Raw genomic sequence first — 14,173 nt, 5'->3', positions numbered from 1 at the left:
CCATGCCTGCAATCCCCCCCTCGGAAACGATCGGCATCGTCGGCGCTGGCACCATGGGTGCGGGCATCGCGCAACTCGCCGCCGCTGCCGGCCATCAGGTCCTTCTGTTCGACGCAGTGGATGGGGCCGCCGAACAGGCGCGCGACCGGATCGGCGCCGACCTCGACATGCTGGTTGCGCGCGGAAAGATGACCGCGCAGACAGTCTCCGACATCGTGGCCCGCATTCAGACGCCGGGGGATCTGCCCGCGCTCGCGCAGGCGGCCCTCGTTATCGAGGCGATCGTCGAGGACCTCGAAACCAAGCGTGGCTTGTTCGGCCGCCTCGAAGCAGTCGTTCCAGAAAGCTGCATCCTGGCGACCAACACCTCCTCGATCTCCGTCACCGCCATTGCCAACAGCAGCCTGCGGCCGGACCGGATCGTCGGCATGCACTTTTTCAACCCGGCGCCGATCATGAAACTTGTCGAGGTGGTCTCGGGGCTCGCCACTTCACCAAAGGTCGCCGAAACGGTCTTCGCCACGGCCGAGGCATGGGGAAAGATCCCAGTTTATGCCCGATCCACACCGGGCTTTATCGTCAACCGCGTCGCGCGTCCCTTCTACGCCGAAGCGCTGAGGCTCTGCGAAGAAGGGGTTGCCGACCCGGTCACGATCGACGCCCTCTTGACCGAAGGTGGCGGCTTTCGCATGGGCCCCTTCGCGCTCATGGACCTGATCGGCCATGATGTGAACTTCTCCGTGACGCGCTCCGTGTTCGATGCCTATTTCCAGGACCCGCGCTTTCGCCCTTCCCTGCTCCAGCAGGAACTGGTCAATGCCGGCTGGCTGGGGAGAAAGACGGGGCGAGGCTTCTATAATTATGCCGAGGTCGCAGTAGCGCCCTTCCCGACGACCGAACACGCTTCACAGTCAGCTCCCCTGCCTGGGTTCTCGCTCGAAGACGGATATGCTGGCGATGACCTCGTGATCGTGGAAACCGACGGCACGACGACCGCAGAGACCGCCCGCCGCCTCGGCAAGCCGGTCATCGTTCACGACCTCATGGTTCCTGGTGTCACCCGCCGCCTCGGTTTCGCCTGCTCATCGGAGGTTCCAGCCGAAATGGCCGGTCGGTTCGCCGCCTCTCTTGCTGCAGAAGGGATTGCTGCAACACGGCTGCCCGACTGGCCCGGCCTAGTGCTCATGCGGACGCTCGCGATGTTGGCGAACGAGGCCTTCGAAGCCATCCTCACCGGTGTGGCGAGCGAAGACGCAATCGATGCGGCGATGCGCCATGGCGTCAACTATCCGCGCGGGCCTGCCGAGTGGGCGCGCGATGTCGGGCTGGAGATCATCGTCTCCGTTCTGGACCGCATCCACCGGATGACGGGCGATCCCCGCTATCGGGTCTCGCTCGGCCTCCGCCAGGCCGCGGAGGGCGGTTGATCCTCGTCATTACCGGCCGGTGCGGCCGGTTCATTCCATCTGCGACGGTCCACCCCCGGCCCGGCGACCGCGGATGCCGAGTGTCGACAGCACCCCGCCAACCAGCAGGAGCGCTGAATTCGCCAGGAATACCGGGGAAGCTCCGAAGGCGGTGCCGATTCCACCAAAGATCAGCGGAATGCAGATCTGGATGACCTTGTTGGCCGAAATACGAAGTCCCAAAGCCTCTCCCGAGCGTCCGGGCGGCGCACCGTTATAGGTCATGTAAATGGTGAGCGGCCCTGCAAGCCCGAGACCCAGACCGAGAAGAAATGCGATCGCGAAAAGTACCCAGGCATTCGTGACCAGCGGAATCAGCGCGTAGGACAGAGACGCAACAAAAAGCGACGTGGTCAGTACGGTGACTGCGCCTGTCCGCCGCAGAAGCAGGCTCATCCCCAAGCGGACGAGGACGGCCGCAATGGCATAGGCCGACAGGATCGTCCCGATCACCGTCGCCGACAGGTCGATCGATTTGCCGTAGATGGGCAGGTAGAAGGAAAAGAGCTCGATCCCGGTCACGGCGACCCCGCTCATCAGCATCGTCCGGCGCAGGTCGGGCAGGGCGAGAAGGTCAAGCGTGCGGCCGCCCGTGCCTTCCGTCTTGCTCTTTGCCGGCACGTCGAGATGGCGCCATGCCAGAAGGAGTGGAACCGCGATCAAGACCGCGCAAATGGCCGTGAACAAGAACCCGGCCCGATTGCCCGCCGTGTCGATTGTCAATCCGACAATGAGCGGCCCGCAGAAGGCCGCCGCCGAGGACCCGAGCGACAGGGTGGCATAGCTCCGTGAGCGCCGCTCGGACGAGCTCACGAAGCCGATGGCGTTGTGAATCGAGACATGCGCGAAGATATGGCCCAGCCCAAGCAGGGCCGGACATAGGATCAGTGTCAGCAGGTTTAGATGCAAGGCAGGAAGCGTCAGGGCGGCGGCAATTCCCATCGCCCCCCAAAGGATGGGTTTCGCCGCACCAATGCGATCGGAAATGCGACCGCTATAGACCGACAACAGCAGAGGAAAGAGCGCATAGGTCGCAGCAAGGCACCCGACGGTGAAGGCATTCGCACCCAGTTCGAGCGCAGTCAGGGCGACAAGGACCTTGCTGCCCTTCTGCGCCAGGTTCAGCAGGAAGAACACGGCCGTAAGGGCGTAAACCGGGTGCCTGAGTCTCTCGTTCAAGGGATTTCGCGCTTCCTGAATTCGGCTGGTCCGTCGTTTTGGGTGACCGGAAAAGCCGGGGCCCCGAATGCGAAACCGCCGCCGCGTCGGGCGGCGACAGTCTTGTCATGGACCGGTTCAGCGCTGCCTCTGACAGCGGCTCCCCCGCCGGTTCGCCACCTTAGTTCCCCGCCATCAGACGTTTGGTCGTCTCGATGTCTTCCTTCATCTCGGCGGCGAAATCCTGCGGCATCGAGTGATCCGCATCGGCGCCGATCTTCTGGAGGATGTCCTTGACCTCGGGCAGGTTGAGGATCCGTTCGACCTCCTTGTTGAGCTTGTCGATGATTGGCTGAGGCGTGCCCGCCGTCGTCCAGAAACCCTGGATCGAGGTCATCTGGAAGCCCGGAACAGTTTCTGCGACGGTCGGCAGGTCCGGCGCCACCGAAGAGGGATTGCGGCTCGTCACCGCGATGGCCTTCAGGTTGCCGGCCTCGACAAGCGGACCGACCTGCGCCGGCGTTCCGAAGGAAAGCTGGCTTTCGTTGCTCATGACACCGACCATCGATGGGCCGCCGCCGCGATAGATGACGCGCTCCATCTCGATACCGGTGAGGTCGAGCAGCAGGGCCGCGGCGAGATGGGCCGTCCCGCCCGACGCTCCGGTTGCGTAGTTGAACGCACCTGGTTCGGCCTTGGCCTTGGCGATGACGCCTTCCACCGTGTCGGGCAGGTCGGGGTGGACCACCATGATGTTCGGCGTGCTGGTGATCTTCGAAATCGGCGCGAACTGCGCGATCGGGTCATAGGGGGTATCTGCCTGGAAGATCGGCGCAAGGTAGAAGCTCTTGCCCAGCACCAATAGCGAATAGCCATCTGGATCAGCCTGCGCGACCTGCTGCGCCGAAAGCACCGACGGCTGATTGACGACGACGACCGGCTGGCCGAGATCCGCATGGGTTGCGATCAGCCGTGCGGTGACGTCGGCGTTGCCTTCAGCGGCGGCCGTGTAAATCGTGATCGTCTTGGACGGATAGTCTTGGCCGGAGGCGACGGCCGGCACCAATGCCGACAGCGCCAGTGCCAGCGATACGCCGAGCCTTGTTCTTGATTTCATCTGTCTCACTCCCATGTTGTCACTGTGGCGGAGCCTCGGCCTCAATCGTCTCTGCACCGCATTGCGAATGTCCCTGCCTTGAGCCGCAAGACGACCGGCGTCCCCTCCCGGACTCACCAGCATCCGTCCCGCAAGGCATGGCCAGCAACCTACGACCAGGTCCCTTGTCCACGGCGCATTCATACGCAAACCGCGTGCCACAGCATGGCCTTCACACCACGCCAGTGCAGGCACGGCCGGCCGCGCATGGCACGCGGTTTGCGTTCCCTCCGGACGGGTGCGCACGGCGCGGTTCGCACTGGTCCTAGCAGGGAGGAAGCAAACGTGTCGAACAGGGATTACGGAGACATGTTCGGTGGCGGGGCGTTGGTCGCGATCGGCGCCTTCATCGCCTATTACGCGGTGACCACGCTCAGTCTTGGCACCGTGTCCCGGATGGGGCCGGGCATGTTCCCGGCGGCGCTCGGCGTGATCCTCGCGGTTCTCGGTGCGGTCATCCTGATCCCGGCCCTGTTCCGGGAGGGCGAGGCGCTCAAGGTCGAGCCGAGGTCGCTGATCTCGGTCACCACGGCGATGCTCGCCTTCGTTCTGCTGGTCGAGCCCTTCGGCCTCGTGCCGGCGATCGTCGTTCTGACCCTGATCGCCACCTGCGCCGACGGCAAGCTCGGCTGGCTCGGCTCGGCGATCCTCGCTGTGGTGCTTGCGGGCGGTGCGGTGCTCATCTTTCAGGTTGGGCTCGACCTGCAGCTTCCCACCTTGAACTGGCCGTGGTGATGTGATGTTCGAAGCCCTGGTCGACTATACCATCCTGGGTCTTTCGGCAGCGACCGCTCCGAACAGCCTGTTCTATTGCTTCATCGGCGTAACGCTCGGCACATTCGTCGGCGTCATCCCCGGCATCGGCGCTCTGGCGACCATCTCGATGCTGATCCCGATTACCTTTCACCTGGAACCGCTCGAAGCGCTGGTGATGCTGGCCGGCATCTATTACGGCACCGCCTATGGCGGCTCGATCGCCTCGATCCTGCTCAGGCTGCCGGGGACCGGATCGAGCGCCGTGACCTGCATCGACGGCTATCCGATGGCGCAGCAGGGACGGGCCGGAATCGCGCTCTTCATGACCGCCATCGCCTCGTTCGTTGGCGCCAGCATCGGCATTATCATCATGATGGTCTTCTCGCCGCTCTTCGTTGAGATCGGCCTGTCCTTCCACTCGCCGGAGTATTTCTCACTCATGGTGATGGGCCTGGTCGCCGCCTCGTCGATCACGTCGGACTCGCAGATCAAGGGCATCGCCATGGTTGTGCTGGGCATCTTCCTCGGCATCGTGGGAACGGATATCAACACGGGCACGTCCCGCTATACCTTCGGCATCACCGAACTGACTGAAGGGTTCACTATGTCGGCGATCGCCATGGGGTCTTTCGGCGTTGCGGAAGTGATCAGCAGCCTGCGGAAATTCAAAGGGGGTACCCTGACGAGCAAGAGCATCGGCCTGCGCTCGATGGTCCCGACGCGGGACGACGTGCGACGGTCGTGGCTCCCGATATTGCGCGGCTCCAGCACCGGCTCCTTTGTCGGCGCCCTTCCCGGCGCGGGTGCGACCATCGCCTCGTTCATGTCCTACGCGATCGAGCGGAAGGTCGCGCGCGATCCGTCGCGCTTCGGCAAGGGTGCGATCGAGGGAATCGTCGCCCCCGAGGCAGCCAACAACGCCGCCGATCAGACCGCCTTCATCCCGACACTCACTCTAGGCATTCCGGGAAGCGTGACGATGGCGCTGATGCTCGGGGTTCTGATGATCCACGGCATCACGCCGGGGCCGAGCATGATGGCTAATCACCCCGACCTGTTCTGGGGCGTGGTGATGAGCTTCTGGATCGGGAACATCATGCTGCTCATCCTCAATGTCCCGCTGATCGGGATCTGGGTGCGGGTCCTGATGATCCCGTACCACGTCCTCTATCCGGCGATCCTGATGTTCGCTTGCATTGGCGTCTATTCAATTCACCAGACGACGTTCGACGTCATCACGGTGATCGCCTTCGGCCTGCTCGGCTATTTCATGCGCCTGATCCGGTTCCCGGTGGCGCCGCTGCTGCTCGGCTTCGTTCTCGGGCCGATGGTGGAAGAGTATTTCCGACGCGCCTTGATTATCTCGGCCGGCGACGTCTCGATCTTCTTCGAGCGCCCCGTCAGCCTCATGTTCCTGCTGATCACGGCGGCACTCCTTCTATGGAGCGCGTGGCAGTCGGTTCGCCAGTCATTTCAGCGGAAGGTCGTCGAGGCGCCGTTGCCAGGGAACGAGGCGGCCGGCGCACGGGACGGTGAGGCGGCCCAGAGCCGGTAGCCGGGGGACCCGCCTCCGCCGTTCGCCTTCAGCCGCGCTACAGGGCGGTCCAGCCCCTCGGTCCTTCGGCGACGCGGGCTTCCGCCGCCAACTTCTGGAGATGCGCCATGACGTTGCGCTCGGCGGCTCCGAGCAGCCGCCGGTCGCGTTTGGCATAGAGCGTCTCGACAATCCGGGCCGGCAGGCAAGGACCCGACCGGAGCAGATTCAGTATGGCCTCCTCGCGTTCGATCCGGTGATGCAGCAGATCTGCCGTATAGGCGGCGGGCTCCTGCAAGGGCGGTCCGTGTCCAGGCAGGAACAGGCTGTCGTTGCGATTGATCAGCCGCCGCAGGCTACTGCAGTAGTCCGCCATGTTGCCGAGCGGCGGCGAGACGACGCTGCTCGACCAGGACATGACGTGATCGCCGGAAAACACGATCCCATCGGGAAGGGTGAAACAGACGTGGTCGGCAGCGTGCCCCGGGGTGTGGATCACCTGTAGACCGAAGACGGTCTGTCCGTCCGCAAGCGTTACATCAGGTTCGACCGCGGGCGTGCCGGCAGGTGCGAAGGCGAGAAGCGGTGCCGGGACCTCGTTACGAAGCAGATCAACTGCGCCGCAGTGGTCTCGGTGGTAATGGGTCAGCAGGATCGCCCGGATACGGCCACGCGTGGCAAGAAGGATCGCCTCTACGTGCGCTTCGATGGCCGGGCCCGGATCGAGGACGATGAACGCATCGCCCGCGCCGACTAGGTAGGTGTTGGTGCCATGATAGGTCATGATGCCCGGGTTCGGGGCGACGATCCTGCGAATCCGCGGCTGGATGCTCTGGGTCACGCCGTATTCGGGGACGGGTTCCTTCAGATAAGGCAGACCATTGTCTCCGCTGAATAAGGTCAGTCATGCTGGCACGGCCAGCGGGAACGCGCCATCCGTGCCGCATGAAGTGTCACCTGTCAGAACTTTTCGATGAGTTCGGGCACGGCGTCGAAGAGGTCGGCGACGAGGCCGTAATCGGCGACCTGAAAGATGGGCGCCTCTTTGTCCTTGTTGATGGCGACGATGATCTTCGAATCCTTCATCCCCGCCAGGTGCTGGATCGCGCCCGAGATACCGACAGCGATGTAGAGATCGGGCGCCACGACCTTGCCGGTCTGACCCACCTGCCAGTCATTCGGGGCGAAGCCGGAATCGACCGCGGCGCGGCTGGCGCCAACTGCGGCGCCGAGCTTGTCGGCGAGCTTCTCGATCAGCTGGAAATCCTCCTCCGAGCCGACGCCACGGCCGCCCGAGACGACGATGCCCGCGCTGGTCAGTTCCGGCCGATTGCTTTCGGCCACCTTGTCCTCCGCCCATTCGCTCAGGCCCGAGGCGGCCGGCACGGCCACATCTTCGACCGGGGCCGCGCCGTCCATCGGCGCGGCGTCGAAGCTCGAGCTGCGCACGGTGATGACCTTGGTCGTGTCCGAGGATTTCACCGTCTGGATGGCGTTGCCGGCATAGACGGGGCGCTCGAACGTGTCGGCATCGACCACGCCCGAGATATCCGAAATCACCATGACGTCCAGGAGCGCCGCCACCCGCGGCATAATGTTCTTGGCGTCGGTCGTGGCCGGGGCCACGATGTGGCTGAAATCGCCCGCCAGCGACACGATCAGATCTGCGGTGGTTTCTGCCAGGCGGTGGTCGAGGTCGGGATGCTCGGCGCAGAGCACCTTGGCCGGGCCGAGTTTCGCCGCCGCCTCGGCCGCCGCTTTCGCCGAGGCTCCTGCGCAGAGGATCGCCACCTCGCCCAGCGCCCCGGCTACGGTGAAGGCCTTGGCCGTGACGTCGGCGGCCAGTTTCCCGGAATTCACTTCGGCAAACAGAAGAACGGTCATCAGACGACCCCCCGCTTTTTCAGCTTAGCCACCAGCGCGTCCACGTCGGGCACGATCTCACCCGCTTGGCGCGCCTCCGGCTCGATGGTCTTGACGATTTCGAGCCGCGGCGCAACGTCGATGCCGTAATCGGCGGCTGTCTTCTCCTCCAGCGGCTTCTTCTTCGCCTTCATGATGTTGGGCAGGCTGGCATAGCGCGGCTCATTCAGGCGCAGGTCGGCGGTGGCGATGGCCGGCAGCTTGACCCGGATGGTCTGCAGCCCGCCATCAACCTCGCGCCTGACCAGCGCGCTGTCGCCGTCGATCTTCACTTCGCTAGCGAAGGTCGCCTGGCTCCAGCCCAGCAGTGCGGCCAGCATCTGGCCCGTGGCGTTCATGTCATTGTCGATCGCCTGCTTGCCGGCGATCACCAGGCTGGGCAATTCCTCCGCGATCACGGCCTTCAGGATCTTTGCCACCGCCAGCGGCTCGATATCCTGGTGAACGTCTTCGGTCGCAACCACCAGGATCGCCCGGTCCGCGCCCATCGCCAGCGCCGTGCGCAAGGTTTCCTGGGCCTGCTTCACGCCGATACTGACGGCTACGACCTCTTCTGCCGTACCCGCTTCCTTCAGCCGGATCGCCTCTTCCACCGCGATCTCGTCGAACGGGTTCATCGACATCTTCACGTTCGAAAGGTCGACCCCGCTGCCGTCCGATTTCACGCGGACCTTGACGTTGTAGTCGATAACCCGCTTGACCGGGACAAGGACCTTCATGGGCATGGCTCCAAGTTTGTTTTCCTTTCCCCCGCCGGCCGTGTTCCTGACAGACGGCTGATCGGTTGGCCGTCAATCCGCCGGACGCCGGCGATACATAAACGTCGCCCTCATGCTCTGGACGGCCTCGTCGCGCTGGTTGACGAACTCGCGCCGGAAGGTCACGATTCCGCGGTCCGGCTTCGAGGTCTCACGCTTCGCAATCACTGTGGAGCGCATGTGCACCGTATCCCCATGCTTGACCGGTTTCGACATCCGCCACTCGTCGATCCCGAGCAAGGCGATCAACGTGCCATCGTTCACGCCGCTGGCGTACTGCAGCCCGCCCATGACGGCATAGATCAGAGGCGCATGGGCGATCGGCTCGCCGAAGGGCGTCGTCTTGCAGTATTCATAGTCGGAGTGCACACCGTTGAAATCGCCCGAGAGACAGGCGAAATTTACGATATCGGTCGAGGTAATCGTGCGCCGCGGCGTCTTAATCACTTGGCCTTCGGTAAAATCTTCGAAATACATTGCCCTGCTTGACATCGGTCAGGCTCCTTTCCCGTTCATCGCGGTGACGCGGTCAGAATGGCCGTACAGTGCGACGAGAGGATACCGCCCTCGCCGTGGATGAGCGCGGTACTGGCGCCTGCGACCTGACGCTTCCCTGCCTCGCCGCGCAGTTGACGTACGGCCTCCACGATCGCCATCAGGCCGCCAACCGCACCGGCATGGGCGTGGCTGAGCATCCCGCCATGCGTATTGACCGGAAGATCGCCGCCGATTGCGGCATGCCCCTTTGCGAAGAAGGCACCGCCTTCCCCGCGTGGCGCGAGACCGAGCTCCTCCATTTCGATGATCGGGACTATAGTGAAGCAATCGTAAAGCATGGCCAGGTCCATGTCCGAGGGGCCCAGGCCTGCCATCACATAGGCGCGCCGCCCCGACTCGGTCGCACCGAACTCGGTCAGGCTGGGCGCCGAGGTCAGGTGTTCGTGCGTATGACATTCGCCGATCCCGGCAAGATAGACCGGTGTGCCAGCAAGATCCTTGGCACGTTCCGGCGTCGTGACGACAAAGGCACCACCGGCGTCGGAGATGAGGCAGCAATCGTACATGCACAGAGGATCGGAAATGGGCTTCGATCCGATGACATCCTCGATCGTCAGCGGCTTCTTCATATGGGCATTGGGGTGCTTCAGGGCATGGTTCCTGAAGGTCACGGCAACCGCCGCCATCTCTTCCCGTGTGGTGCCGTAGCGGCGCATGTAGGCGTTCGCGACAAGGGCGTAGAGCGAGGGAATGCCGACTCCGTAGGGCGCCTCGAAATAGGGATGCCCGACCGCCGACAACGCTTGGAGCGTGTCGTCGCTCGACATGCCGGTGGCCCGGTTCTCCCCAGCACAGACCAGAACAACCTGGGCCGCGCCGGTGCTGACCGCTTGCGCCGCATGGTGCAGCATGGCCGTGGGAGAGGCACCGCCGACCACCAACGAACCGCAGTATGACGGACGCAGGCCGAGGTACTCCGCCAGGACCGCTCCCAGCATGAAGTACGGTTCGGTGAAGGAATAGGCTGTGAGCAGGCCGTCAATGTCCCGATGGCTGATGCCCGCATCGGCGATGGCGCGTCGGGCCGCCTGGGCGTTGAGGCCGAGGCCGGACATGTGAGGCAGGCGCCCTATGTCGCTTTCACCGATTCCGACAATTGCAGCACGATTGCGAAGCGTCATGTCGGCTCCTGGAAGCGGTAGAGGTTGCGTCGTCGCGTGACGGCCGTCACGCAAACGTCGTGCCGCAAGTGTCGTGCCAACTACGACAGTTTTTGTATGGCCGTCTCCGGACAACCTTGTTGCGAACCGCTCACGATTCTCCGACACTGTTGGCGGCAAACAGGCTTTTGCAGCGATGCAAGAGGACGTTACGCTGCAAGACGCGAGAAGGTTTCGACAGCCGAGGTAGCCGGACAACCGCACCAAAGCTGCATCGATACGCATGGGAGGATCTGACACTGGCCGACACCGATGGCAATACGTCTGGCGTAACCGGTCTTATCGTCGCTGATGCGAACGGGAAGTGCCTGGCGACCCTGGGCACAGGGGACGACAAGCGCCTGAAGGCAATCGTGTCGAACAAGGAATGGCTGGAGGAGGCCAGTTCCCGCCGCCTCGGAACCATCCTTCTGGTCGACAGGCAGTATACCTTCCTGCTCTCGAAAGTGGACGGCGGATACCTCATCCTGCTTTCGGAACCGCCGACTGACACCGTGTTGCAGTTCTTGCTCCACGTGGATTTCGCCTATGACATCATCGACCACGTTCTGACCGATCCCTACGATGCCATGGCGATCGTCGACGACAAGGCACGGGTGGCGTTCATTTCGCCGGTGCACGAGAAGTTCTTGGGGCTGCAGCCGGGCGAAGGGATCGGCAAGAAGGTGCGCGACGTGATCGAGAACTCGCGCCTGCATCACGTCGTCCGGACCGGCGTCGCAGAAGTCGGACAGGTTCATCGCATGAAGGGGCGCGACAGGATCGTTTCGCGCCATCCGATCCGCCATGATGGAAAGATCGTCGGGGCCATCGGCCGGATCATGTTCAAGGGCCCCCAGCAAGTCGAGGCGTTGTCGCGGCGGATCAACCAGCTGGAACAGGAAATCGCCTCCTATCGCGCGAAGACGCGGAACGAGGCGCAAGAGGAAAAGATCCTCGACGCCATCGTGGGACAAAGCCCTGCCATCCAGTCGGTCCGTGAACAGATACGCAAGATCGCGCCACTCGACATCCCGGTCCTGATCCAGGGCGAAAGCGGTACGGGCAAGGAGCTTGTCGCGCAGGCCCTCCACCGCCTCAGCCCCAGACGGGACGGACGGCTTGTGACCGTCAATGCCGCCGCGCTGCCCGAGAAACTGGTCGAAAGCGAGCTGTTCGGTTACGAGCCCGGCAGCTTCACGGGCGCCGACAGCAAGGGCCGTGCCGGCAAGTTCGAAATGGCAGACAAGGGTACCATCTTTCTCGATGAGATCGGCGACATGCCGCTGGAGGTGCAGTCTAAGCTGCTCAGGGTCCTGCAGGACCGCATGGTTGAGCGGGTCGGTGGCGAGAAGCCGAAGCGCGTCGACTTCCGGCTCTGCAGCGCAACCAATCGTGATTTGGAGGACTTCGTCGAGCAGGGCGGCTTCCGGCTCGACCTGTTCTACCGGATCAGCCCGGTGGTGATCATGATGCCGACCCTCGACGAACGGCTGGAAGATATTCCGCTGCTGCTCAACTATTTCGTGGGCGAACTGGCTGTCCAGTACAACCGCAGCGTTCCAGAAATCGATATCGACGTGATCAACCACCTGAAAGAACGGTCATGGCCGGGCAACGTGCGCCAGTTACGCCATACGGTCGAGCGGGCCTTCGTCTTCGCCGAGAACAACCGGCTCACCGTCGAAAACTTCCGCGACCACGCCGCGCCTGCCGCCCAAAAGAGCCGTGCGAGCGAGCCATCACGTGCAGATGCGCCCTCGAGCCTCCTGAAGAACACGCTCGACGAGTTGGAGATGAAGCTCATCAACGACACGCTCGTTCGCTTCAAGGGCAACGAGAAGCGGGCGGCCGAACACCTGGGCGTTTCCCCCTCCTATCTCTACAAGAAGCTTCGGGGTCTGACTTAGGGGCGGCCCCTCAGGCCGGCGCCCCGTCACACGGTGGCCGCCCCAGTCTAAGGGTCTTTGCTCCGCACGGCGCCGCTTACCGGTGGGCCCCCACCACAGGCGGCGTATCCCCGCAGATTTAAAATCCCCCTCTCGGGCGCTGTCTGGGCGTCGATGATGAGGATAGCCCTAGGCGGCCGCCCGCCTCTTTTCCGCTCCGCCGCGTGCAATGCGGAGCGAGCTCCAGATACTCCAGGCAAGGAGTGCGCAAGCGATCAGCAGGAAGACCAAGCTGATTGGGCGTTCGAAGAAGATCGCGAAGTCGCCGCGTGACGTCACCATGGCCCGGCGGAAGTATTCTTCCGTCATCGGCCCGAGTACGAAGCCGATCAGCAATGGCGCCACCGGGAACTTCAACACCCGCATGCTGTAACCGAGGATGCCGAAGCCGATCACCGTGACCACGTCGAAGACAGAGTGGTTGATGCTGTAGACACCGATGCAGGCGAACATGAGGATCGCTGGGTAGAGCATGTGGTATGGGATCGACAGTACCCTTACCCAAATCCCGATCAGGGGTACGTTGAGAACTATTAGCATGATGTTGCCGATCCAGAAGCTCATCACCACGCCCCAGAACAGGTCGGGGTGATTTGTCATCATTGTCGGACCGGGGGTAATGCCGTGGATCAGCAGCACGACCAGCATCAACGCCATGGTACTGCTGCCCGGAATGCCAAGGGTCAGCGTCGGAATGAAGGCGGTCTGGTCGGCCGCGTTGTTAGCCGCCTCTGGGGCGGCAATCCCCTCGACTGCACCGGTGCCGAAGCGGGAGGGCTCGTTCGAGACCTTCCTTTCGACCGCGTAGGACAGGAACGACGCGATGTTGGCGCCGGTACCCGGAAGAGCGCCAAAGAACGATCCTATTGCAGACCCACGAAGCATGGGCAGCCACGACCGCCGTACATCGTCCCGCGTCGGGACCATTGAGCGCAGGCTGATACGACCCCCGCCGATTGCGTTCGCCTTCGTTCTCCGCAAGCTGTCGATAACTTCCGCGACACCGAACGCCCCCATGGCCAGGGCCGCCATCGTGAAGCCGTTGAACAGTTCCGGAATGCCGAAGGTGAACCGGCTGGAGCCGGAGTAGATGTCGACGCCGACGGTCCCGAAGAACACCCCGAGCACGACCATGGCGATGCCCTTGACCTGTGATCCGGTCGAGATCGAAGAAGCGGCGATCAGCGCCATAACGATAAGCGAGAAATACTCCGGCGAGCGAAAGGTGAGGCCTACGCGCACGAGCATCGGTGAAAAGGCCATCATGATGATGATGCCGATGCTGGCGCCGATGAACGAAGCGATGGCGGTCATGAAGAGCGCAACACCCGCCCGTCCCTGCTGTGCCATCGGATAGCCGTCGATACAGGTCACGGCGCTGGAGCTGGTTCCTGGCAGCCTGAGCAGGATCGAGGCGATCGAGCCGCCATAGGCGGTGCCGTAATAGATGCCGGCCAGCATCACCAGCGCTTCCAGGGGCTGGATATGAAACGTGACAGGGATCAGTAGCGAAATGGCTGTCAACGCGCCGATGCCGGGAATAACACCGATGAAAGTACCAAGCGTTACGCCGATGAAGCAATAGAATAGGCTATTCAGAGTCGTGGCCGCCGAAAGGCCGAGGAGGGCATTTGCCGCAAGTTCACCTAACATCACATCACCACGGCCAGTTCAAGGTGGGAAGCTGTAGGTCGAGCCCAACCTGAAAGATGAGCACCGCACCGCCCGCAAGCACCACAGCGAGGATCGCCGAGCCGAGCCAGCCGAGCTTGCCGT

At 63.1% G+C, this 14,173-nt stretch carries 12 protein-coding genes; 4 read left to right on the top strand and 8 right to left on the bottom strand.

What is annotated here, in order from left to right:
* The first annotated feature begins 2 nt into the window (after positions 1–2).
* The gene (locus GPJ75_RS23010) at positions 3–1,427 is read left to right on the top strand and encodes a 3-hydroxyacyl-CoA dehydrogenase NAD-binding domain-containing protein (protein ID WP_163271761.1); all 1,425 of its coding nucleotides are present in this window, start codon (positions 3–5) and stop codon (positions 1,425–1,427) included.
* Positions 1,428–1,457: 30 nt separating this feature from the next.
* On the opposite strand, the gene GPJ75_RS23005 is transcribed toward GPJ75_RS23010, so the two are convergent.
* Both GPJ75_RS23005 and GPJ75_RS23000 read right to left on the bottom strand, forming a co-directional pair.
* Entirely contained in the window at positions 1,458–2,645 is a 1,188-nt protein-coding gene (locus tag GPJ75_RS23005; RefSeq protein WP_163271759.1) for an MFS transporter, read from the bottom strand.
* Positions 2,646–2,805: 160 nt separating this feature from the next.
* Positions 2,806–3,741, bottom strand: coding sequence for a Bug family tripartite tricarboxylate transporter substrate binding protein (locus tag GPJ75_RS23000; protein WP_163271757.1), 936 nt, complete (start codon positions 3,739–3,741; stop codon positions 2,806–2,808).
* Positions 3,742–4,065: 324 nt separating this feature from the next.
* Between GPJ75_RS23000 and GPJ75_RS22995 the strand changes: the two genes are divergently transcribed.
* Complete coding sequence (locus GPJ75_RS22995) at positions 4,066–4,515, top strand: tripartite tricarboxylate transporter TctB family protein (RefSeq protein WP_163271755.1); 450 nt, start codon at positions 4,066–4,068, stop codon at positions 4,513–4,515.
* A gap of 4 nt (positions 4,516–4,519) precedes the next feature.
* Complete coding sequence (locus GPJ75_RS22990; protein ID WP_163271753.1) at positions 4,520–6,091, top strand: tripartite tricarboxylate transporter permease; 1,572 nt, start codon at positions 4,520–4,522, stop codon at positions 6,089–6,091.
* A 37-nt stretch (positions 6,092–6,128) separates the two neighbouring features.
* Here GPJ75_RS22990 and GPJ75_RS22985 read toward each other — a convergent pair whose 3' ends face one another.
* The 5 genes from GPJ75_RS22985 to GPJ75_RS22965 form a co-directional block, all read right to left on the bottom strand.
* Complete coding sequence (locus tag GPJ75_RS22985; RefSeq protein WP_205602618.1) at positions 6,129–6,911, bottom strand: MBL fold metallo-hydrolase; 783 nt, start codon at positions 6,909–6,911, stop codon at positions 6,129–6,131.
* A gap of 119 nt (positions 6,912–7,030) precedes the next feature.
* Positions 7,031–7,954 (bottom strand): electron transfer flavoprotein subunit alpha/FixB family protein, encoded by a 924-nt coding sequence (locus GPJ75_RS22980; protein ID WP_163271751.1) that lies wholly within the window; start codon positions 7,952–7,954, stop codon positions 7,031–7,033.
* Positions 7,954–8,712: an electron transfer flavoprotein subunit beta/FixA family protein gene (locus GPJ75_RS22975; protein WP_163271749.1), complete on the bottom strand. Its 759-nt coding sequence runs from the start codon at positions 8,710–8,712 to the stop codon at positions 7,954–7,956. The genes GPJ75_RS22980 and GPJ75_RS22975 overlap by 1 nt, the downstream gene beginning before the upstream one ends.
* A gap of 72 nt (positions 8,713–8,784) precedes the next feature.
* On the bottom strand, positions 8,785–9,243 hold the full coding sequence (locus GPJ75_RS22970) for a MaoC/PaaZ C-terminal domain-containing protein (RefSeq protein WP_163271748.1): 459 nt from the start codon (positions 9,241–9,243) through the stop codon (positions 8,785–8,787).
* A gap of 20 nt (positions 9,244–9,263) precedes the next feature.
* On the bottom strand, positions 9,264–10,430 hold the full coding sequence (locus GPJ75_RS22965) for a thiolase C-terminal domain-containing protein (RefSeq protein WP_163271746.1): 1,167 nt from the start codon (positions 10,428–10,430) through the stop codon (positions 9,264–9,266).
* Positions 10,431–10,489: 59 nt separating this feature from the next.
* On the opposite strand from GPJ75_RS22965, the gene GPJ75_RS22960 reads away from it, so the two are divergent.
* Positions 10,490–12,358 carry a sigma-54 interaction domain-containing protein gene (locus GPJ75_RS22960; RefSeq protein ID WP_246249223.1) on the top strand — a complete coding sequence of 623 codons (1,869 nt, stop codon included), beginning with the start codon at positions 10,490–10,492 and terminating at the stop codon, positions 12,356–12,358.
* A gap of 168 nt (positions 12,359–12,526) precedes the next feature.
* Here GPJ75_RS22960 and GPJ75_RS22955 read toward each other — a convergent pair whose 3' ends face one another.
* Complete coding sequence (locus GPJ75_RS22955) at positions 12,527–14,050, bottom strand: tripartite tricarboxylate transporter permease (protein WP_163271744.1); 1,524 nt, start codon at positions 14,048–14,050, stop codon at positions 12,527–12,529.
* Between the last annotated feature and the right edge of the window lie 123 nt (positions 14,051–14,173).

The organism is Chelativorans alearensis, from assembly GCF_010993735.1.
Lineage (GTDB): Bacteria > Pseudomonadota > Alphaproteobacteria > Rhizobiales > Rhizobiaceae > Chelativorans > Chelativorans alearense.
The sequence above is the reverse complement of the archived record's forward strand: the minus strand, read 5'-3'. Positions and strand labels throughout refer to the sequence as shown.

Coding starts and splice junctions, on each gene's coding strand:
- GPJ75_RS23010 (WP_163271761.1), top strand. CDS start 3: ATGCCTGCAATCCCCCCCTCGGAAACGATCGGCATCGTCGGCGCTGGC.
- GPJ75_RS23000 (WP_163271757.1), bottom strand. CDS start 3,741: ATGAAATCAAGAACAAGGCTCGGCGTATCGCTGGCACTGGCGCTGTCG.
- GPJ75_RS22990 (WP_163271753.1), top strand. CDS start 4,520: ATGTTCGAAGCCCTGGTCGACTATACCATCCTGGGTCTTTCGGCAGCG.
- GPJ75_RS22980 (WP_163271751.1), bottom strand. CDS start 7,954: ATGACCGTTCTTCTGTTTGCCGAAGTGAATTCCGGGAAACTGGCCGCC.
- GPJ75_RS22975 (WP_163271749.1), bottom strand. CDS start 8,712: ATGAAGGTCCTTGTCCCGGTCAAGCGGGTTATCGACTACAACGTCAAG.
- GPJ75_RS22970 (WP_163271748.1), bottom strand. CDS start 9,243: ATGTCAAGCAGGGCAATGTATTTCGAAGATTTTACCGAAGGCCAAGTG.
- GPJ75_RS22965 (WP_163271746.1), bottom strand. CDS start 10,430: ATGACGCTTCGCAATCGTGCTGCAATTGTCGGAATCGGTGAAAGCGAC.
- GPJ75_RS22955 (WP_163271744.1), bottom strand. CDS start 14,050: ATGTTAGGTGAACTTGCGGCAAATGCCCTCCTCGGCCTTTCGGCGGCC.